This window comes from Candidatus Magnetobacterium casense, from assembly GCF_000714715.1.
Lineage (GTDB): Bacteria > Nitrospirota > Thermodesulfovibrionia > Thermodesulfovibrionales > Magnetobacteriaceae > Magnetobacterium > Magnetobacterium casense.
This window is the reverse complement of sequence record NZ_JMFO01000011.1, coordinates 43,565-69,812: the sequence shown is the minus strand read 5'-3', so window position 1 is coordinate 69,812 and position 26,248 is coordinate 43,565. Positions and strand designations below refer to the sequence as shown.

Below are 26,248 nucleotides of genomic sequence, written 5' to 3'. Positions count from 1 at the left end.
GTTGCCAACAGAGGGGCGAAGTATCCTCATTACGAAAAATATAAAAGTGGCTTAAATCTTGCCAACCACGGTTGTTTGTGGTGCTTATTGATTTTGGGTCAATGGTTATGTAACAATAGGTGTGTTGGTTGCATGGTTAGTGGACGGTCATTTAAGGGCGGTTAGCTCAGTTGGGAGAGCATCACGTTCGCAACGTGGGGGTCGGGGGTTCGAATCCCCTACCGTCCATTTTAGAGTAACATTGTAAACGCTATCCCTGTTAGGTATAACATCCGGATAAAAGAAAATAAGGAGAATGGCTGTGAGTAACAAGTTATGAGGATGGGCACCTGCTTGAAACACTATGCGGACATACGGCTGTAGGGCCTTGGATATGACACCGAATGTTATCCGCCAAATGCCTTGTTACAGCCTACCTGATTTACGTGCATGAGATTCCGCAAGACGCTCTACAGGTTGATGACGTCAGGATGATAGCCATGAAAAAGCTGCCATCCCCAATACACTTCAAGCTAACCGTAACAGGCGGACTTGAAAATATACCTGAAATCGTGGACTTCATTGCAGAGTCGGTCCAATCACTTGGTCTGAGCGAAGACGTTGGGTTTGACTCAACATTGGCCGTTGAGGAGGCATGCACAAATATTATCAAATACGCATATGATGTCCCAGAACAAGCGTGGCTTAACCTTGGCATTACCGTTACTGACAGCAAACTTGTAATCACCATCAGGGATAACGGACGCCCGTTTGACTATGACTCCGTGCCTGCTCCGAACCTTACCGCTAATCTTAAAGACAGGAAACCCGGTGGCATGGGAGTCTACTTTATAAGACAGGTAATGGATGAGATGCGTTACGAACACAAAAACGGCATTGGGATGCTGACATTAACCAAAAAACTAAATTAAAACAGCTCTCAAACATGGAGACAGCATGGAAATCCTGACCCGTAAGAACGGCAACATAACGATTATAACAATTAACGGCAGACTCGACAGCTCCACTGCACGAGAGTTCACTGCCATAATAGAACCGTGTATTGCCAATGGCGAGCTGTATTTTATAATTAACGTAAGTGGCCTGGTGTTTATATCAAGCTCCGGACTTAGCAGCTTTGTCACACCGGCCAAGAAGCTCCAGGAACAAGGGGGAAAAATTATCTTCGTTGCCATGCCCAAACGCATAGAGCAGATATTTAAACTGACCGGCTTTTACAACACCCTCTTTAATGTCTATGACTCCGAGGAGGCAGCGTTAAAGGAGCTGCAATAAACTCCTTCATGCAGAGATTCAGTGGGGCCGATGAAGATTTATGTACCCAGAGAATTCGCTCCATTGACAACGTGATGCTTGATATGCTAACCTCAACCAAATTGTGGCAAGGAGATTTGTTCCATGTCTGATGAGTTGGACGACCTGTTTCAGGACAGTAGCAACGGTCAAGATGCACCGTTAACCGGCACCAATACCAGGTGGAAGGTTATGATCGTTGATGACGAGCCGGGGGTACACGAGGTGACACTGATGATACTGAAGTCGTTCACTATCGAAAGCAGGGGACTGGAATTCATCAGCGCATACACGGGCAAGGAGGCAATCCATGAGATCGCCAAACATCCTGACACCGCCCTGATATTCCTGGACGTGGTTATGGAAAACGACCACGCCGGACTTGACGTTGTTAAATACATAAGGGAAACGCTAAAGAACAAGTTCGTCAGGATAGTCCTGCGCACAGGTCAACCGGGATTGGCCCCGGAAGAAGCCATCATAGTGGATTACGATATAAATGACTATAAGGAAAAAAATGAACTCCAAAGACAGAAACTAATAACCTCCACGGTGGCAGCCATAAGGTCATACAGGGACATCATGACCATAGATAGCAACCTGCACGCCCTGGAAAAATTGATAGAGTCATCAAAGTCACTCTTTGACGTAAAACTCATAGACAGCTTTTTTTCAGAGGTGCTGATACAACTAAACTCGATCCTGACCCTGGATACAAGCACAAGAGCAGATGCATACTCACTCATCCTCACCGACAACAAGATAGACGACCTGATGGTTATAAGCGCTACCGGTGTGTATGAGCAGGCCAAGGGCAAGAGGGTTGCCGAGCTCGTTAGCGCCGATATCCTTGTGATGCTCAAGAAAGCCTTTGAGGCTGCATCTGCACCAACGACAGTAGAAAAAACCGATAAAAATGATTCAGTTGCCAGGCAACTGGTTACATGCCTTAAGACCGGTGATGAGATCAGCAACATGTTGTTGATAGAAAACCGTAACGCCATCAGCCAGTGGGACAAGAAGATGATCGACATATTCTGCACCCATGCCTCGATGTATTTCAGCAGTGTCAGGGAACATAAGCTGGAACAATCCCTTAAGCTCTCCCGTGACATACAAATGAACATGCTGCCTACGAACTTCTCCGACATAAAGGACAGATACGGGATCGATCTGTTTGCCTTCCTGCAACCGGCACGAGAGGTCGGCGGAGACCTCTACGACTTCTTCCCGATGGATGACAATCATCTCTGCTTTGCCGTTGGGGACGTATCGGATAAGGGCGTACATGCCGCCCTCATAATGTCTGCGGCCAAGATCACACTCAGGGCGTTTGCCACGTTGTATACGTCACCTGAGGCGATCCTTGGGGCGCTCAACAAGGAGCTTTGCGCACAGAACTCCGGGATGTTCGTTACATTTTTCCTGGCAATTATAGACATCCGTACTGGAGAGGTGAGCTTCAGCAATGCCGGCCACAATCCCCCATACCTACTCTACGCCTCCGACAAACCGAAAGAGATGAAGATCAAGGCAGATATTCCACTGGGCGTCATGGACGATTTCACATTCGACAAAGACACTGTATCGCTCAAAAAGGGCGACGGTATCTTTATATACACCGACGGCATCACTGACGCAGTGGATGCAAACCAACAACCATTTGATGCCCCTGCCCTGGAGCGTCTGTTAAACAACGCCAGCAACGACAGCGCAAATCACCTGGTAGGGCGCATCGTGGATGCCCTGCAGACATTCATTGGAGATGCCCCCCAGTTTGACGATATCACAATGCTGGCACTAAAATATGGAACTTGACTTTTTGAGAAAAAACAATTAAGGCTGTGGCAATGTTAAATTGTGTATTACGGGAAACACCCCAATTCTTTTATTATGGTGCTTATGGGCTTGTTTAAACAAAGCATGAGATGGAAGTTTTTGACCGTTGCTGTGGGTATTGTCATGATCGTTGTGGCAATAGTCACAGCCATCAACATATCCATCCATAAAGCAACTCTAGAGGATGAGCTCAATACACACAGGATAATCGTAAAAGAGGCCATGAAAGACAGGGCAAATGACCTTGCCGATACACTGACCACTATGGTCGAGGAGGCGCTGGTTACCGGCGGCATCTCCGGCGTGACCCAACAAATGGAAAAATATATCGAGGCTGGTAAAGACACCGGTGAGCCGGCATATATCATATTGATGAACAATGACTCAACCGCCCTTATCCATACCTTAAAGTCTCAATTGCGTCAGACCAAGCTGACCGAAAAAGAGGATGCCTTTGCCATCGCCCAGCATCAAAGAACTATTAATGAGTTTACAAAGGATGAAAATGAATATATGGAGCTTATCGTTGCCGTAAATTATGCCTCCAAACCTTGGGGGGTTCTGCGCATCGGCTATTCAAACAAAAAGCTTAACCAAATGATAAAAAGCACACAACATGCTATCAGCCTGAAAACACGGGAGTTGGTCATAAGGTCGCTCTTAGTAGCCATTGTCTCCATTATTATAAGTGCGATCATTGCGTTGATCTTCTCCGGAAGGCTTCTAGCCCCCCTGACCAAACTCACCAAGATGGTGGAGGGTATAGCAAAAGGGGATTTCTCAGCCGCAGAGCAGCTATCCACCGACTCAAACGATGAAATTGGTATGCTTGCCCGCAACTTTGTAGAGATAACCAGCAACCTCAAGTCATCACACGAGCAGCTTGAACAATATACAAAGGCTACAGAAATACCTGCCATACCCACAACACCTGCTAAAACAATAGAAACGGATGCGGTTAAACCAAAAACGCCACCTGTATCAATCAAATCTGCGCATGTCCATGCCTTTATCGCCCTTAATGGTAGCACCAATAAAACCAATGCCCCTGTAGATGCAACGGTGGAGTTTAACGACAAGGCTGCCGGTTCAATCTTTGAGGATATCGACGCTGTCTATGCAAGTACCGAACATTTGTTCAAACGGATAGGCACACAAGCGGACATACAATCGGAGGTTTTCTCCCTGGCTAATACGCTGATGCACGCATGCTCAACAGACACGGATATTGCACTTGGCACATTGCTAATAAAGCAAGAGGCAAAATACACTATCAAACATCCGTTGCATACGGCGATAGTGTGTGAGATTGTTGCCAAGAAACTTGGGTGGTCCGCACAGGATCGTTTATCCTTGCTCTCGGCGGCCATTACGATGAATATTACCATAATAGAGTTACAGGAAATACTGTATCATCAAAAAACTCCATTGACTGACGAACAGAGCGCAGAGATTCAAAGTCATCCTCTGGAGGGCATGACATTCCTTAAAAGGAACAATGTTACCGATGAATTGTGGTTAAATACCGTCCTGCAGCACCATGAGACCATAGACGGCAAAGGTTATCCCAAAGGGCTTGCGGGAGGGGATGTGTGTGGAGCTGCCCGCATTCTCTATTTGGCTGACCTCTACTGTGCAGAGATAACCGGACGCAGCTATCGCCGCCAGCTCTCCCCGGCAGTTGCCGTAAGGGATATATTCATCAACAAGGATCAAAAGTTCGATGAGAACGTGGCAAAAACCTTTATGGGAACCCTTGGTTTTTATCCTCCCGGTTCTTTTGTGAGGCTCAAAAACAATGATATAGCGGTAGTGACACAACGTGGAGAGAAGGCAAATGCCCCCATCGTCCACACCGTTGTAAAGGGGGATGGTTCCACCCCATTGACCCCGCTGCTGCGCAGCACCGGCATAGACGAATTCTCTGTCATAGCAATTGCCCCCCATGCCAAGGTTGACCGATATCGGCTATGGGGTTACGATGTGTCCAAACAACAATCTGATACAAAAAAGGGAAAGCGTTTTTGATGCTCAGAGACTTATTTTATCACAGCATACGGTGGAAATTTCTGGCTGTTGCAGTAGGTATTGTCGTAAGCGTTGTGGCGATCATGACTGTCATCCACATATCCGCCCAGGAAGCAGCCCTGAAAAACGAGCTCAATACATACATCGAAACCATGAAGGGGGCAATGAAAGAAAGGGCTAATGACCTTGCTTATAGCCTTGAGACTATGATTGAGGAGGCACTGGTCACCTTTAACATATCCGGCATAATAAACCAAATAGGCAAGTCCGTAAAGGCGGGGAAAGAGAGTGGTGAGCCGGCATATATCATATTGATGGATAACAGCTCAACGGCGCTTATTCATACCTTAAAGCCTGAATTGAGTCAGACCAGGCTCACTGAAGCAGAGGACATCTTTGCCATTACCCGGCAGAATAAAACCATTAATGAGTTTACAAAGAATGACAACGAATATATGGAACTTATTGTTCCAGTGTACTTTGCATCTCAGCCCTGGGGGGTTCTGCGCATAGGTTATTCAAACAAGCGACTTAATCAACTGAGCAAAGATACGCAGGATACTATTAAAGTCAAGACGCATGGGATGATCGTCCGGTCAGTTGTAGTGGCCATCATATTCATCATGATAAGCTCAATTATTGTGTGGATCACCTCTGGCGCTATTACAGACCCCCTGATCAACCTTACCGGGACGGCAGAGGAGATAGCAAAAGGGGATTTCTCGGCAGTAGACCGGATAACTGTCGGCCCCGGAGATCGTAAAGAGCGATTCCGGTCAAAGGACGAGGTTGGCATCCTTGCCCGTACCTTCGTAGAGATGACCAATAAGTTGAGATTGTCGCACGAACAGCTTGCACAATACAACAGGACACTCGAAGGTCGGGTAGAAGAACGTACTCGGGAACTCCACGAAATTAATAAACACCTGCAAAATGAACGCAATCGCCTTGAGCTGGCCCACAAAAAGATCACGGATTCTATCGAATACGCCTCCATGATACAAAACTCATTACTGCCGGAGGACTCCTCCATTGCCGCATACTTTAGCCAACACCTCGTCATCTGGCAACCCAAGGACGTCGTTGGAGGTGACATCTACATAATTGACAAGCTTAGTGAACAGGACGAGTGCATCGTATCCGTTATAGATTGTACGGGGCATGGTGTGCCGGGAGCCTTTGTCACGATGCTGGTAAGAACCATCTGGTCTAACGTAGTAGACACGATACTGTCAAAGGATAGCGGCATTGCCCCTGGACAGATACTCTTTATGCTTAACAAATCTATCCGTGATCTCCTAAAGCAGGACATCTTCGAAACCCTCGGTGACGTCAAAGGGCAATACCGACATAGCAATGTCGGATTTGATGGTGGCGTGTTGTACCTCAATCGCAAACGCGGCATCGTGCGCTATGCAGGGGCCAACGTCTCTCTCTTTGTATGCAGGCAGGGGCATGTCGATATTATAAAGGGGGACAGGCAAAGCGTGGGGTATAAGGACTCTAATCCAGACTATATCTATCGCGACATCGAGCTTAATATTGTCCAGGGCGACATATTCTACATCTCCACCGATGGCTACCTCGATCAAAACGGTGGCAATAAGGACCTGCCATTTGGCAGGAGGCGTTTTGTATCAATAATTGAAAACAACTGGCATAGACCAATGTCAGAGCAAAGGGAAGCGCTTTTAGACCAGCTCAATTCTTATCAGGGTCTCTCTGACCGCAACGATGATATAACCGTAGTTGGACTTACGATATGAGGATAATATGATAGACAAAATCCGATTTATAAAGCAACATTTTGACGAGGAAGGTATAATAGTCAGTCTCAGCGGTATACTGTCTCATTCGATCATAGCCAGTGTTGCCGAGGCTGTGGGAGAGAGTCTCGAAAAACTCGATATCAACAACAGACTTGTAAACAATGTCTTCGCCATATTCATTGAGATGGCCCAGAATCTCATCACCTACATCAACGACAAAGGCGATAGTATCAGCAACACTCATAAGGACTCAGGGATCATCCTTGTAGGATACGACAAGCAGAAAAACCGTTATTTCGTTGCCAGCGGCAATACCATACTGGCCAGCGATAAGGCCAGTATACACGACAAGGTGGGAAAGATAATAGCCATGGATAGCGCCACCCTCAAAGACTACTATCGCACGCTACGTAAGTCCGGGCAAGATGCACACAGTAAGGGAGCCGGCCTTGGCTTTGCCGAAATGCAACGTAAGGCCTCTGCCCCGCTTCAGTACAGTATCGATGACATTAGTGAAACAGAGGCATTTTTTTCGATAAAGGCAGAATTATGGGAGGTAAGATAAATCTATGGATAACCTGTACATAGAGGCCACCAAGGTCTCTCCAAGAATATCGTTTGATGCAGGCAGGGCTGTTATGGAGATCAGCGGAAAGTCCTATCCTGAAAACACATTTGACTTCTATGGCCCCGTGATGGCCTGGTTGAAGTCATACTTTGAGCAGGCACCAACTACAAAGACGGTATTTAACCTGACGATAACCTATTTTAACAGCAGCAGCTCCAAACTCCTGTACGACATGTTCGACCTCCTGGAAGAGGCACAGGACAGCGGGCATGAGATAGAGATAAACTGGATACATGACAAGGAAAACGAAAGCGCAGAGGAATCAGGCATGGATTTCAAGGAGGATTTCGAATCCTTGCGTTTTAATCTGGTTGTAGGATAGCATATAGCGTCATGGCAGACAAAGACGCTCTAATCCGCAAGGCCGAAGAAATTACCAAAGGCGATACCAGTCCCCCCGAGGTAAAGGAGGTCGTGACAAAACTGTTGAAGTATTATGAAAAAACCGCCCACCGTCTTGACAGGATTACAAAGATCAGCGACCGCCAGCAACGCGAGGTCCTCGAGGTCAACGAAAAACTCAATCAAGCCTATGAAAAACTAAAACAAAGTCAGGAGCAACTGGTACAGGCCGAAAAGATGGCATCCTTGGGGCAGCTTGTTGCCGGCGTTGCGCATGAGATAAACACCCCTGTTGGCATTGCCGTGAGCGCCGCATCGCACCTGCAGTATCTGACAAAAACCATCGCAACGGATATCGCCAACAAGACCGCAAAAAAGGACGACCTCTTTCAGTACATGCGTAACGCCGAAGAATCAAGCCAACTGATCCTTGTCAACCTCCAACGCACCAGCGACCTCGTAAGGAGTTTCAAGATGGTCTCTGCCGACCGAACCTCACACGAGAGAAGAAGATTTAATGTCAAAGACTACGTAGAAAGCGTGATCATAAGCCTAAGCCCCAAGCTCAAGGCGACCTCCATAAAGGTGGAGATAAAATGCCCCCCCGATATCGAAATGGACAGTTATCCCGGGGCGCTTGCCCAGGTACTGACAAACTTTACAATTAACGCCCTCATGCACGCCTACGACGATGACTCCGTGGGAACCATCCTGATAGATATCTACAGCGATGATACATTCGTTGTCATCAACTTCACGGACGATGGCAAGGGGATTGCTCCGGAAAACATGCCTAAAATATACGACCCCTTCTTTACCACAAACAGGGCACAGGGAGGAACAGGGCTGGGCCTGCACATAACCTACAACACTGTAAATCAGACGCTCAAAGGCACAATCGAGTGTCAAAGCATCCTGGGCAAAGGCACTACCTTTACCGTAAGAATCCCCGTGGATAAAAACGACGATGACAATGGCAAAGGGGGCAGTTCAGCCCCACCCCCCTTGAATCCATAAATGCTTGTGGCTGCTCTAATCAATCACGACTATCCGTTGTCTGCAAGTGCAGCAAGGATGCCCTGCAACCGCACCTTCTTGCGGGGCAGGTATAAGGAGGGGATGGCGTTGCCCTGTTTTTTTCTGATGCCTTTGTGTTTGACTCTATTGCTGCTACTTGTCAACCCTGCTGGTGCAAATGGGGCCGTTATATATTTTTACAGCCCCGAGCTTAACGTTGATAGCTTTAGCTCTTTAAAGGGTGCCTTTGACAACTATCTTGCCCGTTTTGGCAACTATCAGTTTCAACCCTTCAAGGACAAGGAGACATTTGAACGTCATGTCAATGCACAAACACTGGGGCACAACGGCCAGAAAGACAATGACAATATCTTTTTGGTCTCCAGTTGGTACTACCTGATGATCAAGGACAGAGCCAAGGTGCGCCCTGTAATGGTTGGGTTATCCAATGGCAAGGCGGTGCAGAAGCTGGTACTGGTGGCAAGCAAGAAGGTTGCTTCACTTGACAAGCTCCAGGGGGGCAAGCTGGCGGCCTCCGGAACCCAGGAGCATAATCGCAATGTCCTGCGCCAGATACTTGGCAATAAAAAGGAAATATCGGATACCGTCAGTATACTCACAGTACCAAAGGATATAGACGCACTCATGTCGTTAGGATTTGGCCTGGTAGACTATGCCGTCACCACCGATAACAGTCTCGAAAAGTTATCGACTATAAACCAGGAGCTTTACAGGACAATAACCACATTACTCCAGAGCAATGACATAATGCTCCCCGTGATACTCATACCGGACAAGTCTGACAGTGATACGCTGCTCACGATCCTTGAAAAGATGGGCAAAGAGCCGGAAGGAGCAAAGGTATTGAAGATGCTGGGCCTTGAGAAACTCAGGAGACTCAGCCCATCGGAAATAAAGACGCTTGAATGAACATATTACCACATGTATTGTAAAGATATTGTGTATCCTCTTAAAAAAACATGGTAAAATGGGGCCAAGGAGGGGGCGGAGCCGCCCTCCTTGCTTCTTCTTCTTTACTTAGGTTGCCAGCCGGAGGCAAGCCCAAAGGCCACATAGCCGCCACCGGTTATGTTCTTGCCATCCATGATGTACATGTAGACGTCGCCACTTGTGGTATCCTGCCAGAGGATGTCGGCTTTGCCATCGCTGTTGTAATCCCCAACGACCTTGATCTGCCAGTTGTGAGGCACACCCTTCTGGATGAAGTCGCCACCGACGATGCTCATCCCGTCCATGAACCATATAACAACGTCGCCGGTATTGGTGTTCTGCCAGATGATGTCGGCCTTGCCATTGCCATCGAAGTCGTCAACCGCCTTGATCTGCCAGTTGTCGGGGACACCCTTGGCAACATAGTTACCCGTTGACATGCTCAGACCGTCCATCAGCCACATGGCTACGTCGCCATTCCTGGTATTCTGCCACATGACGTCGCTTGTGCCATCGCCATCGAAGTCGGCCACGGCCTTGACCACCCACTCACCAATCATGCCCTTGATCATGTAGCCGCCGCCCTTTATATTCGTCCCATCCATAAACCAGACGTAGACGTCACCGGAGTTGGCGTTTCTCCACATGATGTCGGTCTTGCCATCGCCGTTGAAGTCGCCAAGCGTTGTGACCTCCCACTCGCCAGGCATACCCTTGACGGCATATCCACCGGCCTTTATTACGGTGCCCTCGATGAGCCATATAAAGACATCGCCCGCTGCATTTTGCCAGAGGACATCGGCCTTGCTGTCGCCGTTAAAGTCGCCTATTGCCTTGACGTCCCAGTCCGCTGTCACGCCCCTGGCGATAAAATCACCGCCGTTTATCTTCATGCCGTCCATCAGCCAGATCGCAACTTCGCCGGTTGCGGTGTTGCGCCACAGGACGTCGGCATGGCCGTCACCGTTGAAGTCGTGTCTGACCCGCCTGCCGGAGCTGCCGCCGTCGAACTCAACGGAAACGCTCTTGTCGGCGGACATTGTGACCATACACTGGTTAGCGCCGATGTTCAGGTCACAGCCCGTCCAACCCTTGATCGTTGAGCCCAGCGCGGCAGATGCCGTTAGGGTAACGGATGTATTCTTGTTATACGATGCCGTGCCAGTCTTGCCGCTCCAGGTGATAGTGCCGGGGGCCGCGGTTACCGTGCCGTCGCCGGTGCCCTGCTTTGCTACCGTGAGCTTCACTTGGCTCGGTGTTGGAGTGGAAGTAGGCGTTGGAGTTGGTGTAGGCGTTGAGGTGGGTGTAGGTGTGGGTGTAGGAGTTGGTGTAGGAGTGGGAGTTGGAGTCGGTGTCGGGGTGGGAGTTGGCGTTGGTGTGGGAGTGGGCGTAAGCGAAAACGTTGCTGCCACGCTCCTTGCCGCCGACATCGTTACCGCGCAGGTTGAGCTTGCCCCTGTGCAGTCACCGCTCCAACCCGCAAACGTTGAACCGGAGTCAGCCGCCGCGGTTAGGGTTACGGGTGTGTCGGTATCAAAATCGGCAGAGCACGTGTCACCGCAATCTATCCCTGAAGGCGTGCTCGTTACAGTACCGGAACCTGTCGTTGTCACCGTAAGGGTGTATTGTGATGGTGCATCCCACTCGCAAACCGGATAATAGGCTGCGTCACATTCCGTATCATTCCATTGGTTATTCTTGTACACCAGGCAATCTTCTTCACTTTTGTTATTGTTGTTATTAGGTTCGCCAGGAGCCCAATACGTAAAACCCCATGCCTCGCCTGTTATCCATCTAAAATCGCCTTCGTTCTCTACGTCAGTTGCCCCAAGCCAACAACGAGCTGAACCTATAAGAGTTGTAGAACAGAAGTTATCGACAAGAAACAGGTTTTCACTATTTTCAGTCACGGTTGCCAGGTATCCACCCTGCGCTTCACAATGAGCCTTGGCGTCATCCCATATCCGTAATATATCATACCTCTGATATGTGTGATTATTTGCGGGGTTAGTGAGCCTGGCTGAATCAGACATTGCTACACCACCAAACATGGCAAGAACCATGACACATACCAACAACGCTAAAAAAATGTTTCCAACGCCATAGCCCTTCTTTAACATACAAGCCTCCTTACAATACTTGCACTGCGGCATTTGAGATACTTCTTTTGGGGTCTGTTACTCCTTCGGAACATACTTCCTCCAATGGTACATATTTCGTTATAAACCTGTAAAACAGGTCTTGGTACTTATAGACATTTTATTTAGCTTGACAATGTCATATTCCAATCCCTGCAATTAAAGATGTCTGAACCACGATTTAACGGATTAAGGGATTATCAGGATTTTGTAAAAAAAAGGTCTTATCCCTTTTTCCTGTAAATCCTATAATCTGTGTAATCATGGTTCAGACAATCCTCATGTTTACTTATTTGAATATCATCGAGGACAGTTTTACCTTATTTGTTTACCTTTACCTTAAAGGTAAATATCTTCTTACCTCTCTTGTCTTTGATATCCCCATCTTTAGTACCTGTTTTGCTTGGTGTACATTGAAAATTCCATGATGAAGAATTGCCACCTAAATCCCCTTTACCGTTTTCTTTGCAATCTTTTAAGGAAAAGTTCATACCGGAGGTTAGGTTTTTGCCGGATACGGTAAATTTAGTGAGTTTATTGAGTTTGGCTGATGTCGGGGTTATTGAGCTAATCGTAGGGGATGGAGTTGAACCACTTCCTATGTAATTCGCTGGATTCTTGTAACCATAATCATCAGGGTTACCTGATGTATATCCCCAAAATTGACCGTTACTACAGGAACTACTTTTACCACATGTTTTTATTTCAAAATGAAGATGAGTTCCCCAGTAATTGGTTTTTCCATAACCTGATCCTCCTATTGTACCTATAGTCTGTCCTTTTGAAACAGTATTACCTTTCTTTATCTTTGAATCGATAGAGGCAAGGTGTGAATAAGAGCTATAGATTCCATTGTCATGTTGTATAATGACATTATTCCCCATCCCATGATCTTTACTGCTCAGTGTTTCTGCTACTACCACAGTACCAGAGCTTGTAGCTACGGCAGTACCAAAACCAGAGTAATCAATACCTGTATCGGATGTTCTGCGCAAAAAAAGGCTTACTTCCTTTAAATATAAGGTTTTATAAAAGAAAATGTGTAAACACGTAGACACTAAAACTTGATTTTATTAGTGAGGCATGGTATAATACATTTCATGATAACTTATTAATATAGCAAAGAATTTTAAAATGTAGACACTATCAATTTTGAATAATCGTTTAGTGTCAAGGGGTTACACGATTTTTTACAGTCAAAACCCAGAACATCCGCTGTATGTTGATATCCAGGTTTTGCACATTCTGTACTTCTATATCCACATTTTTTATTCTCAGCCACGGTAGTTGGGAGGCCAAATGTTTTGTCAGATGATGCCCTAAATGCCATATGCGATAGTTCATTCGGAATTGAAATTGGCACAGAAATAGTGACACCTTTAGTAAGCATAATACCAAAAACAAACTCTTGGTTTATGATGTCTATATTTGGATATGCCAACATTAACTTTGTCTGTAGGTTATATATATCCACAGAGACAAGAGTGCTTGTATCCTGCTCTGTTTCTTCAAGTTTAGCTGAACCTTCTTTTACCATAACTGAAAGAATATCCGTAATAGCAAAACTATTCACCGTAATAGAGGTTATGGTATCTAAAGGTATATTGTCAGCAATTACTACGAGATTATTGCCATCCACGGAGTAACTTAATTCAGGTAAAGTTAGACTTCCTTCCTCTGCCATTGACACCACTGGCAGCAATACAAAAACCATCAAAAACACCACCGTTAAAAACGACCTCACATACATTACTTTCTTTGTTGCTTTCATCTTGTCCTCCTTCGTTGTGCTCATTAGAGCCACGTTTCTTTTTGTTGAGTTCATGTTAAACCTCCTTAAACTAAGTGTTTATATTAGGGCAGGTATGAAACCTGCCCCATCCTATTTACTCTTCCTTACTTTCTCCAGAAAGATATAGTCTTGTTGACTTTGGCTTTAGAAACTGTCCTGTTCTTCAAAGTGCTTACATTATTGCAACCGGTTTCTGACTCATTTCCGCCTTGATTGGCACCCCTGACATCAATTCGCCAATTGCCTTTTTTATCGTCAATGGCGTTTTTATCGATAATCCCAACATGACCATTCGCAGTATCAATACCACTTCCGTAATTCTTCTCATATACGACAATATCGTTCTTCTTAGGTTGTCCATTGACCCGATTGTATCCATTGTTTTTGAGATAACCATTATCCCACGTATGGGCACCTCCCATGCCATTCTTAGGAAGCCCCTTTCTCAGCCTGACATAGTCTGTACACTGACACACATTAGCCTTATCAGCAGCCTTTGCACTTGCCTCTTCTGAAGCGGGAAGCAAATTGCTGACCTCCGGCAATGGCTTGCTGAGGACTGTCCCTTCCGATAAGGCAATCTGGAAATTATTTCCGGCAAACTCCGCAAGCGCTTCCTCTGTTGCGTAGATGCCAATGTAAAACCAGTCTGTATACTGGTAAACGACAAGCTGTCCCTGGGTTGCCATTTGTGCTAACGTCTCTCCTATTGAGACATCATCCAGGAGAAAGTCGCTGACGGCACCATAGTTTACCCCTAAAACCATAATACCGAACACACCATTGCTGTAGCTATACGTTATACTCGGGGCCTTGTAAGTGTCCTCGGCATAAAGCTGTCCGGCAAACACCACAACCAACATCGCTACTACCACTACTACCTTTGACATACATCTCTTCATTGTTACAGTTCTCCTTAAATTTAATTTAGTTTCTATAATTAATCCTACCACACCCAAAAGAGGCCATACTATGCGTCAACGCACAATTCAGGATTTTTTATATCGCTAAAGAGGTAAGCAGAAGAGCATAAGTAGCTATGACAACAGAAGAAAAGAAGGAGGGCGGTTTACGGCAGGGGTGCCTTACCCCCTCCGCCCCCTCCTCAGACCTCCCCCGCAAGGGGAGGGGCGAGGCGCAAGTGGGTCGCACCCACCCCGGCCACGAAGAAGTCCCCTTAACCCCATTATTCTTAACCCTAATGTTCTAAACATTTATGCTCCGTTATTTATTACTAAATTGCTCAATTTATAGGCCTAAACTTTACTTGCTTACAGTTACATCTATATACGTGGTACCAACCAAACTCGTGCCACTAACACCTATTCGGCTAGACCCTTTCCTAACGCCGGTAATGGTTACGGTGTTGCCTTTGACAGTGGCCTTGGCTGAACTAATAAGAGGAAAGTATGTAGTTGTTACATAAGTTGATGTATCACCATTAACGGTAGCGGTTGCTGTTTTACCAACCTTAACGTTTACGGTGGTTGGAGTCACTTTTCTTGAACAAGACTTTCCCGCTAGAAAATCATCTGCGGCATCTTCAAACAGTTTATTACAAGCTTTAGCAGTACGTCCATATTTTCCCGCACAAACATCATGGACTAAACAATTCACGCTATATTTATCTGCATTACCAATTATGCTACTACCACATCCTATTCCACAACGGCCTACACATTTACCGGCAGTACTAGTGCCAATAAAAGTCGCTTCTGATTTCCAGTTCCCTCCAAGACTATCAGGACTTGGAGGATAGGCAACATTAACGGTTTTACCGATGTCGGAACAAAGACTTTTGCTTAATGCTTTAGTTTCTGGATGTTTTTCATCCTTTGTCAAGACAATAGGCATGGTATCCGGCCAACTGCTCAATAAATTAAGTGTGTCAAGAAAAGTATCGCCAAGTTCACTATATCCAGCATATTGTAATAGTTCTGAATGTAAGTTACTGATAGATATTGAATCTTCCTGGCTTAATGTTGCGATTTCATTACTCTCAATACTTATGCCTTGTATATACAGTTCATGGCTTCTATCGTTGTATCCTTTTTGTACGGTGATCCTTTTGTTGTTCAATTGCAGTTCTATGATTGCCATGTCATTCTCTGTTAAGGCAGAAAACGTCACCCCCAAATCTGCAGATGCTCCGACAATCTTGTTGTCAGACACCTCGGAAAACTGAACCGCCGCTATTGCCATCATCGGCACTGACAATAAAACGGCCATAACCATCATCACTAATCCAATCCTTTTTAGTCCTTTCATCTTGTCCTCCTTCGTTGTGTTCATTAGAGCCACGTTTTTTCTTGTTGAGGGCAGGTATGAAACCTGCCTCCATCTCTTACCTACTTTCTACAGTACAATTTGTCTTATCGGCTATAGCGATCGTAGTCGTCAAATTGCTTATCGACAGGATTTTGCTGCATCATATGGATTTATAGATTCAGAATAGCTTGGAGCAGCCGCTGTTTTTTTCCCGTTACGGGCTTCAAAATGCAAATGGTAGCTTTTTGTACCTTTATTTCCTGTCATACCAATAGTCTTATCCTTTTTTATGTCATCACCAACTTTTAAACCGTTAAAGCTGGACATATGGAGATAGCAAAAGGTTTTATTCTTCTTACTATTGTATATACAGATAGTGCCGTATTTACCTCCAACTGTTGTTACTTTACCGTCGCATACGGCAGAGGCTTTAATGGATTTCCCTCCGGTTGAATAGTCAACACCAGGATGTTGACAGTTCGGATATATACTACACCAATCGTTATGCTTTTGCCCCCACTCTCCTGATGGTTTCCCAGATGCACCTAACACCCACTTTCTTAAAGTGCTATATTCACTACTGCTTATTGGATAAAATGCTTTGGTCTCTACTTTTGCACTTGGCTCTTCTGAAGCGGGAAGCAAATTGCTGACCTCCGGCAATGGCTTGCTGAGGACTGTCCCTTCCGATAAGGCAATCTGGAAATTATTTCCGGCAAACTCCGCAAGCGCTTCCTCTGTTACGTAGATGCCAATGTAAAACCAGTCTGTATACTGGTAAACGACAAGCTGCCCCTGGGTTGCCATTTCTTTCAACGTCTCTCCTATTGAGGAATCATCCAGGAGAAAATCGCTGACGGCACCATAGTTTACCCCTAAAACCATAATACCGAACACACCATTGCTGTAGCTATACGTTATGCTCGGGGCCTTGTAAGTGTCCTCGGCATAAATCTGCCCGGCAAACACCACAACCAACATCACTACTACCAATACTACCTTCGACATACATCTCTTCATTGTTACAGTCCTCCTTAAATTTAATTTAGTTTCTATAATTAATCCTACCACACCCAAAAGAGGCCATACTATGCGTCAACGCACAATCGTATCCTCTTTATATTTCATGGTAACTATACTTTAAGGCAAGAAAGAAAGGGGCGGCTCCGCCCCCCTTCAGAACCCCCCGCAAGGGGACCAGTCCCCTTGACCCCATTATTCTTAACCCTAATGTTCTAAACATTTATGCTCCGTTATTTATCGCTAAAGAGGTATAACATCTATATAAGGATCAGGATTCTTTACAAAATCGTGACTTATACAAATAGTCTCCTTGTTGTCTCTGATAATAATCCCTTGATGTTTAAGTATCTTGAGATTGTTTATCACGGCCTCATACCTTACCCCTAATACTTGTGCCAATGTGTTCCTGTTAAGGTCTATTTCTATACCGTCCGTGGTATTCCTGCCCTTTTCCGAGACCATTAAGAGAAAATACTTTAACCGGATTAATACCTTATCAAAGCTTATGATCTCAAGTTTATCCCAAGCACAACGCAACCACTGGCATAACATTTTGATTAAACCGTCTCTGAACTCCTTATTGGTATCAATCATACTGAAAAAATGCTCTTTTCTAATGAACAGTATGGTGCTGTCCTTCATTGCAATGATCTCAGATGGTGTTACCTTGCCATCAATTGCAGAAACAACGCCAAAGAATTCACCGGCATCATGTATTGCGATTAACAGGTCTCTTTCGGAATCTCTTCTGGCGCAAAGAACCTTTAGTTTTCCCTCTAATATGATATACATGAAGTCTTCAGTATCATCATATGAAAGCACTGTTTGATTCTTGCGGAAGGATTTTATAGAAAGCCCCCCAACTTGCCCTGGTTCGATATCATTCAGAAATGACAAAAACGGAAAGTGCTTTAACACCTCTTTTGTGTCAACAAACTGACGTTGTTTACCGTTGTTGTGTAACCCCTTTAACATTTGACCTCCTTATAACTATTGGCGGCATCTAAAACACACTACCCTCATCCGTACTTTTTTTGTATATAGACCGTCTTTGGCCAGGAAAGGGGCTGCCAGGAGACAGCCCCCGCGACCTTGATCTGCCAGTTGCAAGGTACCTCTCTTATGCACAAAATCGCCACCGATGGGTGCTCATCACTGCCCTGTCTAAAAAACCTGCCAATCGCTGGATATCTCTCTCACAACAGACATGACAGCAGATACTGAAGAGCCATCCATGAGCCATAAAACGATTTCACCAGTGTTTCTATTTTGCCATAAAACATCGCTCTTGCCGTCACCGTTGTAATCGCCTGTATATAGAAGAAACCAACCAGATGACATATTAACCGTACCAGGAGAAGCACCGCTCGATATTGCCGCACCATTCATTTGCCATATGTAAACTATACCGTCACCGATTTGATGCCACAAGATGTCACTCTTGCCATTTCCGTCAACATCGCCTGTATATAGAAGAAACCAACCAGATGACATATTAACTGTGGCAGGAGAACCACCACCGGATATCTTTGTACCATCCATTAGCCATATGTAAACCATACCTGTAGTATGGTTAAGCAATAAGACATCGCTTTTGCCATCTCCATTGAAGTCGCCTGTACCTCTAATCGTCCATTCTGTAGGTAAACCCTTGGCTACATACCCTCCGGATTTTATAGATATACCATCCATAAGCCAGATGACAACATCACCACTTGAGTTTCGGAGCAATACGTCCGCTTTACCATCTCCGTCAAAGTCGCCGACTGACTTAGTAATCGTCCAATCTAACGGTAAACCCTTAACCGTATAACCTCCGCCAGATATTGTTATGCCATTCATAAGCCATATTACTATATCACCAGTTGTGGTGTTTTCCCACAAAACGTCACTCTTGCCGTCGCCGTTGAAATCACCGACAGCCATAATCTGCCAGTCCAACGGTATGCCTTTAGCCACATAACCTCCACCGAATATTGTTGCACCATTCATAAACCAGATATAGACGTCGCCGGTCTTGGTATTGCGCCAGAGAACGTCGCTATGACCATCGCCGTTAAAATCGCTCTTGACCTTACTATCGGAGCCTGAAGGGGCAAACTTCTGGATACGACCGTTAGATGAATCAGCCACATAGACGTTACCTGCTCTGTCTAACGCTATCCCCAATGGACTCTCAAACTGCCCATCTCCGCTGCCTTTGCTACCCCACTTGGTTATAAACCTGCCGGTTGAATCAAACTTCTGAATCCGATTGTTACCAGAATCAACCACGTAGACATTGCCTGTGCTGTCTAACGTTATCCCGGTGGGCAAATAAAACTGCCCATCTCCGCTGCCCTGGCTACCCCACTCGGTTATAAGTCTGCCGGTTGAGTCAAACTTCTGGATAAGGTTGTACATTACATCAGTTACGTAGACATTGCCTGCATTGTCTACAGCAAGCCCCCGTGGGTAATTGCTACTATCCCACTTGGTTACAAACCTGCCGGTTGAGTCAAACTTCTGAATACGACCGTTACCTGCATCAGCCGCATAGACATTGCCTGCGCTGTCCAACGCCATCCCCAAGAGACGATCAAACTGCCCATCTCCGCTGCCTTTGCTACCCCACTTGGTTATAAACCTGCCGGTTGAGTCAAACTTCTGGATACGGCTGTTATCTGTATCAACCACATAGACATTGCCTGCGCTGTCTAACGTTACACCCCATGGACCGCCTAAAAATTGCCCATCCCCGCTGCCGTAACTACCCCACTGGGTTACAAATGCACCACCTGATGTAATTTCCTGTACGCGGGTGTTGCCCTGATCAGAGACATAGATATTACCTACGTTGTCTACCGCTATCCCGGTGGGAGCGCCGAAACTGTTCCACTGGGTTACAAAAACATAGTCTTCGGCAAATGCGTTTACTGCAAAGTCACTTAAACACATGGCTCCAATCACCACCAGAGTAAACAACGCCCTTATTCCAAACATACTTCCTCCAACGTTACTTATTTGTTTCTGTAGAGCCAGTAAAACCGGCCACCTGTTCTATCCACTAAAGTTTTACCACCCCCCAACCCAATCAACCACGCCCTTTACGGGGTCAAGGGGGCCGTGCTCCCTTGTGGGTGGGTCTGAGGGAGGGCAAAGCCCTCCCTTCTTTCCCTTTCTTCTTCTTCGTTATTTCGGTTGCCAGTCGCCGGAGAGACCAAATGACACCATGCCGCCATCGAACATAGTCTTGCCGTCCATGATGTACATGTATACGTCGCCACTTGCGGTGTTCTGCCAGAGGATGTCAGCCTTGCCATCGCCGCTGTAATCCCCAACAACCTTGATCTGCCAGTCGTGAGGCACACCCTTCTGCACGTAACCGCCATTGACTATACTAAGCCCATCCATGAACCAGAGAACGACGTCACCAGTTACGGTGTTCTGCCAGAGGACATCGGCCTTGCCGTCGCCGTCAAAGTCGTCAATGCCCTTGATCTGCCAGTTGTCGGGAACAGCCTGCGCAACGTAGTTGCCCGTTGACATGCCCAGACCGTCCAGCAACCACATAGCGACATCGCCGGTTGTGGTGTTGCGCCAGAGGACGTCGCTCTTGCCATCGCCGTTGAAGTCGGCTATAGCCTTGATCACCCACTCGGACTTCATGCCCTTGACGACATAACCACCGCCTGTCTTTATATTCGTCCCGTCCATAAACCAGACGTAGACGTCGCCGGAGTTGGCGTTTCTCCACATGATGTCGTCATTGCCGTCGCCGTTAAAATCGCCAAGGGCAGTGACCTCCCACTCGCCAGGCATACCGCGCACGGCATATCCACCGGTCTTTATGACGGCGCCCTCGATAATCCATATGTAGACATCGCCAGCGGTGTTTTGCCAGAGGACGTCGGCCTTGCCGTCGCCGTTAAAGTCGCCGATTGCCTTGACGTCCCAGTCCGCTGTCACGCCCCTGGCGACAAAATTGCCGCCGTTTATCTTCATGCCGTCCATCAGCCAGATCGCAACTTCGCCGGTTGCGGTGTTGCGCCACAAGACGTCGGCATGGCCGTCACCGTTGAAGTCGTGCCTGACCCGCCTGCCGGAGCTGCCGCCGTCGAACTCAACGGAAACGCTCTTGTCGGCGGACATTGTGACCATGCACTGGTTAGCGCCGATATTCAGGTCGCAGCCCGTCCAACCCTTGATCGTCGAACCCAGTGCGGGCGATGCCGTTAGGGTAACGGATGTGTCCGTGTCAAACGACGCCGTGCCGCTCTTGCCGCTCCAGGTGATAGTCCCGGGGGCCGCAGTGACCACACCATCGCCAGTGCCTTGTTTTGCCACCGTGAGCTTTACCTGAATACCTGTACCATCCTGTGTTACCTCGAATGTCAGCCCTGCTATGGTCATTGAACTGGAACGGGAACTGCCACCCGTGTTGGCTGATACCGTATAGCTCACCGAACCATTGCCACTGCCCGAATTACCGGAGTTGATCGTTATCCAGGTATCATTGCTTGAGACTGCCCACTGACAACCGGCATTAGTCGTTACGCTCACGCTATCGGTGCCACCGGTGGCAGGGAAGGTTTTACTCGTTGGGGAGATTGTGTAGCTCGTGCAGTCTGGTTTGGGTGCGTCCTGCGTTACCGTGAAGGTCTGCCCTGCTATCGTCATTGCACCGGTGCGCTGGCTCGTGCTGCTATTGAAGGACACCGTATAACTCACTGCGCCTGTGCCGGTACCTGCACTGTTACCGTTGATCGTTATCCAGGTATCATTGCTTGAGGCACTCCACGTACAACCGGTGTTTGCCGTTACGCTTACACTGTCAAAACCTCCGGACGATGAGAAGTTCCTGGTCGTTGGAGCGATTGTTATGTTTGAGCAATCTTGTTTGGCTTCCTGCGTTACCGTAAACGTTGTCCCGGCAATGGTCATTGTGCCGGTGCGTTGGCTTGTGTCGCTGTTAGCTGCCACCGTATAGCTTACCGAGCCGTTACCGCTACCGGAACTGCCGGCGTTGATCGTTATCCAGGCAACGTTGCTTGCTGCCGTCCATGTGCAACCGGTGTTTGCAGTTACACTCACGCTGTCGGTGCCGCCGGAGGATGGGAAGCTCTTGCTCGTTGGGTTGATTGAGTAGCTTGCACATGTTGGTGTCACGGCAGCCTGGGTTACGGTAAAGGCCTGCCCTGCTATTGTCATCGTACCAGTTCGAGAACTCGTGCCTGTGTTGGCTGCCACCGTATAGCTTACCGAGCCGTTGCCGCTGCCGGAACTACCGGCGTTGATTGTTATCCAGGCAACGTTAGTTGCTGCTGTCCATGTGCAACCGGTGTTTGCAGTTACACTCACGCTGTCGGTGCCGCCGGAGGATGGGAAGCTCTTGCTCGTTGGGTTGATTGAGTAGCTTGTACATGTTGGTGTCACGGCACCGTTACGTACAGGCAAAACTAGAAAGTATCCTGCTTTCTGGCTGATTTCCACCGGACCGTATGGAGCGATAATCCATGCAGATACCATACTGCTGGCACAAGTACTGGATGACCAATAGGAAGTTCCATCGCCGTTATAAAAGGGATATTTAAACGTTGGGGAAAACATTCCAAAATCAACTATGCTCCGCAGTTCTGTTCTGTTTGGTAGCCGCCAATCGTTATGGCCAAGGTAGTTGTTGGCATTAAGGCAACTAACATAACTCAGCGCTGCTTGCCAGGTCATTTGACCGCCTGTGCAAGTGTTCACGGATGGCGTACCGGTATCACTTGGCCAGACCAGCCCTGTGAGCTGGTCAGTAAGCGTCTGATTGCCATTGTCAGTAAACCTGGGGTCCGGCCAGGCCACTCCTGCCCTGATTGCACCGTCGTCACCTGATGCGTAGCTCACTGTCTGCCCCGTCTGAAACGTCATAGCCGGGAAGATAGGCCCATTAGCCCCCCGTACCGGCCAAACGTCATATTGATTATTCATATGAGCATATGCCACGAAACCATCACTTATGATGAGAGTCCACACATATTCCGTTCCTGCATAACCAAGGGCAGTGGATGACCAATATCTAAGCGTATATGACCCATTAGATTGCACATGTTGAAAGGGATGACCTGATGGAAGCGCCGGATTATCCCTTTGACCGTCAATCAGACTTTGCAACTCGTTAATATTCGGCAGCCGCCAGTCATTGTACCCAAGGTGGTTGGCGGTATTTAAGCAGGCCACGTAATCCAGCGCTGCGTGCCAAGTCTTAGGCCCACCGAGACAACTGCCCAAAGTTGTCGTCCCTGCTTCTGTTGTCCAGACCAGCCCCGTAAGCTTGTCAGTGATCGTCTGGTTGCCGTTGTCCATAAACCTGGGAGATGGCCAGGCCACTCCTGCCCTGATTGCACCGTCGTCACCTGATGCGTAACTCACTGTCTGCCCCGTCTGCGGCAGACGGACGGTTCCAGCATAGACGTTGTTGATGCACATGACTCCAATTACGGCAACCAGCGCCAGCATAAACAACACCCTTATGCTAAACACACTGTTAAACTGGAGATACTTCACGCTTGTTTGGTTATTCTCTTGTCCAAACATACTTCCTCCTGAAATGTTTTGCGTCCTGGCTCTGTGATCCAGCAAGGCTGGTACTTAGCACAGATACCTATTTCTGAATGATGCCCCTGATTAAACAAAAAACTCATACCCACAAAGTAATCCCTTCCTATTCACTCCGCCACTCTACCGGCAACCCTTTTACCACCAGCTCCACCCTTGATATGGCAATGCCATCCATGACCCATAGATACATGTCGTTAGTCTTGGTGTTTCGCCACACGATATCGTGCTTCTTGTCTGCGTTGAAGTCCCCGGCGCCCACTATCTGCCACTGACTGTCAACCGGCCCGTAGAACCCTCCGCCTTCAATAGTCAGGTACTTCATTAACCAGAAACAGAGCTGCCCTGTTGTTTCGTTTTGCCAAACAATATCGCTTGTTCCGTCACCGTTGAAGTCACCAACATCCCGTATGTGCCAATACAGGTCTGCTGTAATGTTTGGCAATATTTTGGCAATCTTTACAGAACTCCCTGTCATGGCCCAGATTTCTATATCGCCATTTATAGTGTTCTGCCAGAGGATGTCACTCCTGCCATCACCATCAAAATCACCGACCGCCAAGACGCGCCGACTATGGCCCACCGACATAATCACCTCCACTCTGGACATAGACACCCACAGGGCAAATTCACCCGTCTGTGTGTTTTGCCAGAGGATATCGCTTTTGCCATCACCATCAAAATCACCGATCCCCTCTACCTGCTCTTCTAAGCCAACTTTACCAATAACCTTGATGTTCGCAATCGACGCCCCGTCCATAAACCATATAACTAACAGACCCGTCTGCGTGTGTCGCAAAATAATGTCGCTTTTGCCGTTACCATCAAAATCACCGATCCCCTCTATATGCCAGTGGAGGTCTAACCTCATAACCGTGTTTACATTATGGATCGTCTCACCATTCATCCGCCATATTGCAACATCTCCTGTCAGCATATTGCGCCACAGGACGTCGCTTTTACCGTCTCCGTTGAAATCAGCAGTCAGGACATTATGCTTAAACGTGTATGCCACCATATCCGAAAGCTCACCGCAGCCGGCAGAGTTACAGGCGCTGACACGGTAATAATAGGTTACACCACTTACAGTCCCAATATGATCATATATATCGCTGTTTGACGTGCCCAACACACTGCTTGACTCGTCAATAAAGTTTATCGTGCCGTAATAGACCTTGTAACTCATAACATTCGATATTGAATACTCATCCAAAACCCCAGCCCAAGTCAACCTAACCCCGCCTGTTGCATGTGTGGCAGCAAGATATGTCACCTTAGCCGGTCTTGTCTCTGTGGTCTTTGTCAGCTTTTGGATGCGATTGGCACCTGCCTCTGCCACAAAGACGTTGCCATAGTAGTCAACCGCCAGACCATCTGGTTGGTCAAATAGCGTATCGGCCATACCGCCGCCGTTGAAGGACGATACAAATTGTCCGTCACTGTAAAACTTCTGCACATTATTATTGTGCGTATCTGTTATATAGACGTAGTCCTGGTTATCAACCGCTATAGAGCTTGGATGAGCAAACATACCATTCCCATTGCCACTACCGCCCCAGTACGACACAACCTCGCCTCTTGCACCATATTTGATAATATACTTGCTGTATGTATCGATCACGTATATGTAACCGGACCTGTCTATAGCTATCCCATCGGGAGAGAAGGTATCATCGACCTGTCTGAGCGTTTTCAGGTTCAACCCCTTTGGCGCTTTTGAAGACTTAGTTATGCCGGAAGCCTTCCAACTTCTGACAAAACGTCCATTCGTGTCAAACTCCTGCACCCAGTGGTTGCCCGTATCTGCCACGTATATATTACCGGCATAGTCTACGGCCACACCGTGCGGGGAGTTAAACAGGCCATCTGTATTGCCAGTTCCACCAAAAAAGGATATAAAAACGCCTTCTGTATCAAATACCTCTATCCGATTGTTGTTGGTATTGGCCACGTACACGTAACCGGATGAATACATGCTTATGCCAGATGGCGTATCAAACTGACCGTTATAGCTGCCATACCCACCCCACACGTCCTTGTAATTGCCGTCTGAGTCAAACTTCTGTACCCTATGGTTGTAGACATCCAGGACTAGCAGGTCGCCCTGGCCTTGTCCTTTTGCCATTTTGCCAGGCGAATTAAACTGGCCATTTTCGCTGCCAGGGTTGCCAAATTTCTTTGATGATATATATGTCTCCGGCGTGCCATTGAATGTTGCTGTTATGTCCCTGTCACCGGAGATTTTTATAGTGCATTGGTTGCCTGATGAGGAATCGCACCCCGACCAGCCGCCAAACGTGGACGTGCTCGTTGTAACGGTAGCCGTAAGCGTCACATTAGTCCCAGGAGCATACCTTTCCTCACCAACTGTCCCACTCCAAAGGAGTACACCCGCCGATGCCGTCACAATCCCTGTACCGGTTCCAGTTTTTGTCACGGTCAACAGACGGGTATTGACATGATCTACGCTGAAGGTACCGGCGTAGGCAGCGCTGCCAAGACACAACGCTCCGATCATAACGAGCAGCACCCCTATACTGAACACTCCATACTTCCCCTGCATGACCGGTGAAACCGG

The 26,248-nt window shown here is 47.3% G+C and carries 19 protein-coding genes and 1 tRNA gene; 10 read left to right on the top strand and 10 right to left on the bottom strand.

The genetic code is table 11. The features are described 5' to 3' along the window. Window positions 1–155 precede the first annotated feature (155 nt). The 10 genes from Mcas_RS07920 to Mcas_RS07870 all read left to right on the top strand — a co-directional run bounded on the left by Mcas_RS07920 (window position 156) and on the right by Mcas_RS07870 (window position 9,846). A tRNA-Ala gene (locus Mcas_RS07920) sits at window positions 156–228 on the top strand. A gap of 155 nt (window positions 229–383) precedes the next feature. After that, the gene (locus tag Mcas_RS07915; RefSeq protein WP_052567015.1) at window positions 384–911 is read left to right on the top strand and encodes an ATP-binding protein; all 528 of its coding nucleotides are present in this window, start codon (window positions 384–386) and stop codon (window positions 909–911) included. 25 nt (window positions 912–936) lie between these two features. Then, complete coding sequence (locus Mcas_RS07910) at window positions 937–1,275, top strand: STAS domain-containing protein (RefSeq protein ID WP_040334971.1); 339 nt, start codon at window positions 937–939, stop codon at window positions 1,273–1,275. Between the two features lie 123 nt (window positions 1,276–1,398). Then, a complete protein-coding gene (locus Mcas_RS16585) occupies window positions 1,399–3,111 on the top strand; it encodes a SpoIIE family protein phosphatase (protein WP_052567014.1) in 1,713 nt (570 codons plus the stop codon). A gap of 120 nt (window positions 3,112–3,231) precedes the next feature. After that, entirely contained in the window at window positions 3,232–5,160 is a 1,929-nt protein-coding gene (locus tag Mcas_RS16580) for an HD domain-containing phosphohydrolase (protein WP_052567013.1), read from the top strand. After that, window positions 5,160–6,926 (top strand): SpoIIE family protein phosphatase, encoded by a 1,767-nt coding sequence (locus tag Mcas_RS07890; protein ID WP_040334970.1) that lies wholly within the window; start codon window positions 5,160–5,162, stop codon window positions 6,924–6,926. Before Mcas_RS16580 ends, Mcas_RS07890 begins: the two co-directional genes overlap by 1 nt. 7 nt (window positions 6,927–6,933) lie before the next feature. Further along, the gene (locus Mcas_RS07885) at window positions 6,934–7,494 is read left to right on the top strand and encodes a SiaB family protein kinase (protein WP_040334969.1); all 561 of its coding nucleotides are present in this window, start codon (window positions 6,934–6,936) and stop codon (window positions 7,492–7,494) included. A 4-nt stretch (window positions 7,495–7,498) separates the two neighbouring features. Beyond that, on the top strand, window positions 7,499–7,879 hold the full coding sequence (locus Mcas_RS07880; protein WP_040334968.1) for a DUF1987 domain-containing protein: 381 nt from the start codon (window positions 7,499–7,501) through the stop codon (window positions 7,877–7,879). Window positions 7,880–7,890: 11 nt separating this feature from the next. Then, a complete protein-coding gene (locus Mcas_RS07875; protein WP_052567012.1) occupies window positions 7,891–8,916 on the top strand; it encodes a sensor histidine kinase in 1,026 nt (341 codons plus the stop codon). Further along, on the top strand, window positions 8,917–9,846 hold the full coding sequence (locus Mcas_RS07870) for a PhnD/SsuA/transferrin family substrate-binding protein (RefSeq protein WP_040334967.1): 930 nt from the start codon (window positions 8,917–8,919) through the stop codon (window positions 9,844–9,846). It abuts the gene before it with no gap. A gap of 104 nt (window positions 9,847–9,950) precedes the next feature. Here Mcas_RS07870 and Mcas_RS17535 read toward each other — a convergent pair whose 3' ends face one another. The 10 genes from Mcas_RS17535 to Mcas_RS16560 form a co-directional block, all read right to left on the bottom strand. After that, window positions 9,951–11,987 carry an FG-GAP-like repeat-containing protein gene (locus Mcas_RS17535; RefSeq protein WP_162176283.1) on the bottom strand — a complete coding sequence of 679 codons (2,037 nt, stop codon included), beginning with the start codon at window positions 11,985–11,987 and terminating at the stop codon, window positions 9,951–9,953. A 338-nt stretch (window positions 11,988–12,325) separates the two neighbouring features. Further along, window positions 12,326–13,000, bottom strand: a complete 675-nt coding sequence (locus tag Mcas_RS16570; protein ID WP_162176282.1) for a M23 family metallopeptidase — start codon at window positions 12,998–13,000, stop codon at window positions 12,326–12,328. A 134-nt stretch (window positions 13,001–13,134) separates the two neighbouring features. Next, window positions 13,135–13,830 (bottom strand): hypothetical protein, encoded by a 696-nt coding sequence (locus tag Mcas_RS07845; protein WP_040334965.1) that lies wholly within the window; start codon window positions 13,828–13,830, stop codon window positions 13,135–13,137. 71 nt (window positions 13,831–13,901) lie between these two features. Beyond that, on the bottom strand, window positions 13,902–14,699 hold the full coding sequence (locus Mcas_RS07840; protein WP_040334964.1) for a CHAP domain-containing protein: 798 nt from the start codon (window positions 14,697–14,699) through the stop codon (window positions 13,902–13,904). Between the two features lie 361 nt (window positions 14,700–15,060). Continuing rightward, window positions 15,061–16,065, bottom strand: a complete 1,005-nt coding sequence (locus Mcas_RS07835; RefSeq protein WP_156033261.1) for a DUF8213 domain-containing protein — start codon at window positions 16,063–16,065, stop codon at window positions 15,061–15,063. Window positions 16,066–16,203: 138 nt separating this feature from the next. Then, window positions 16,204–17,085: a M23 family metallopeptidase gene (locus Mcas_RS07830; protein ID WP_040334962.1), complete on the bottom strand. Its 882-nt coding sequence runs from the start codon at window positions 17,083–17,085 to the stop codon at window positions 16,204–16,206. A 243-nt stretch (window positions 17,086–17,328) separates the two neighbouring features. Further along, on the bottom strand, window positions 17,329–18,063 hold the full coding sequence (locus Mcas_RS07825; protein ID WP_040334961.1) for a Crp/Fnr family transcriptional regulator: 735 nt from the start codon (window positions 18,061–18,063) through the stop codon (window positions 17,329–17,331). A 189-nt stretch (window positions 18,064–18,252) separates the two neighbouring features. Next, window positions 18,253–20,070, bottom strand: a complete 1,818-nt coding sequence (locus tag Mcas_RS17530; protein ID WP_081853700.1) for an FG-GAP-like repeat-containing protein — start codon at window positions 20,068–20,070, stop codon at window positions 18,253–18,255. Between the two features lie 189 nt (window positions 20,071–20,259). Further along, window positions 20,260–23,649, bottom strand: coding sequence for an Lcl domain-containing protein (locus tag Mcas_RS16565; RefSeq protein WP_052567008.1), 3,390 nt, complete (start codon window positions 23,647–23,649; stop codon window positions 20,260–20,262). 127 nt (window positions 23,650–23,776) lie between these two features. Next, on the bottom strand, window positions 23,777–26,215 hold the full coding sequence (locus Mcas_RS16560; protein ID WP_162176281.1) for an FG-GAP-like repeat-containing protein: 2,439 nt from the start codon (window positions 26,213–26,215) through the stop codon (window positions 23,777–23,779). Window positions 26,216–26,248 lie beyond the last annotated feature (33 nt).

Bases quoted from the DNA above. Each gene is read 5' to 3' on its own strand.
- Mcas_RS16585 (WP_052567014.1), top strand. From the start codon at position 1,399: ATGTCTGATGAGTTGGACGACCTGTTTCAGGACAGTAGCAACGGTCAA.
- Mcas_RS07915 (WP_052567015.1), top strand. From the start codon at position 384: ATGTTATCCGCCAAATGCCTTGTTACAGCCTACCTGATTTACGTGCAT.
- Mcas_RS07880 (WP_040334968.1), top strand. From the start codon at position 7,499: ATGGATAACCTGTACATAGAGGCCACCAAGGTCTCTCCAAGAATATCG.
- Mcas_RS07825 (WP_040334961.1), bottom strand. From the start codon at position 18,063: ATGTTAAAGGGGTTACACAACAACGGTAAACAACGTCAGTTTGTTGAC.
- Mcas_RS07875 (WP_052567012.1), top strand. From the start codon at position 7,891: ATGGCAGACAAAGACGCTCTAATCCGCAAGGCCGAAGAAATTACCAAA.
- Mcas_RS07910 (WP_040334971.1), top strand. From the start codon at position 937: ATGGAAATCCTGACCCGTAAGAACGGCAACATAACGATTATAACAATT.
- Mcas_RS07870 (WP_040334967.1), top strand. From the start codon at position 8,917: ATGCTTGTGGCTGCTCTAATCAATCACGACTATCCGTTGTCTGCAAGT.
- Mcas_RS07830 (WP_040334962.1), bottom strand. From the start codon at position 17,085: ATGAAGAGATGTATGTCGAAGGTAGTATTGGTAGTAGTGATGTTGGTT.
- Mcas_RS07885 (WP_040334969.1), top strand. From the start codon at position 6,934: ATGATAGACAAAATCCGATTTATAAAGCAACATTTTGACGAGGAAGGT.
- Mcas_RS07890 (WP_040334970.1), top strand. From the start codon at position 5,160: ATGCTCAGAGACTTATTTTATCACAGCATACGGTGGAAATTTCTGGCT.
- Mcas_RS17535 (WP_162176283.1), bottom strand. From the start codon at position 11,987: ATGTTAAAGAAGGGCTATGGCGTTGGAAACATTTTTTTAGCGTTGTTG.
- Mcas_RS07835 (WP_156033261.1), bottom strand. From the start codon at position 16,065: ATGAAAGGACTAAAAAGGATTGGATTAGTGATGATGGTTATGGCCGTT.
- Mcas_RS07840 (WP_040334964.1), bottom strand. From the start codon at position 14,699: ATGAAGAGATGTATGTCAAAGGTAGTAGTGGTAGTAGCGATGTTGGTT.
- Mcas_RS07845 (WP_040334965.1), bottom strand. From the start codon at position 13,830: ATGAACTCAACAAAAAGAAACGTGGCTCTAATGAGCACAACGAAGGAG.
- Mcas_RS17530 (WP_081853700.1), bottom strand. From the start codon at position 20,070: ATGTTTGGAATAAGGGCGTTGTTTACTCTGGTGGTGATTGGAGCCATG.
- Mcas_RS16565 (WP_052567008.1), bottom strand. From the start codon at position 23,649: ATGTTTGGACAAGAGAATAACCAAACAAGCGTGAAGTATCTCCAGTTT.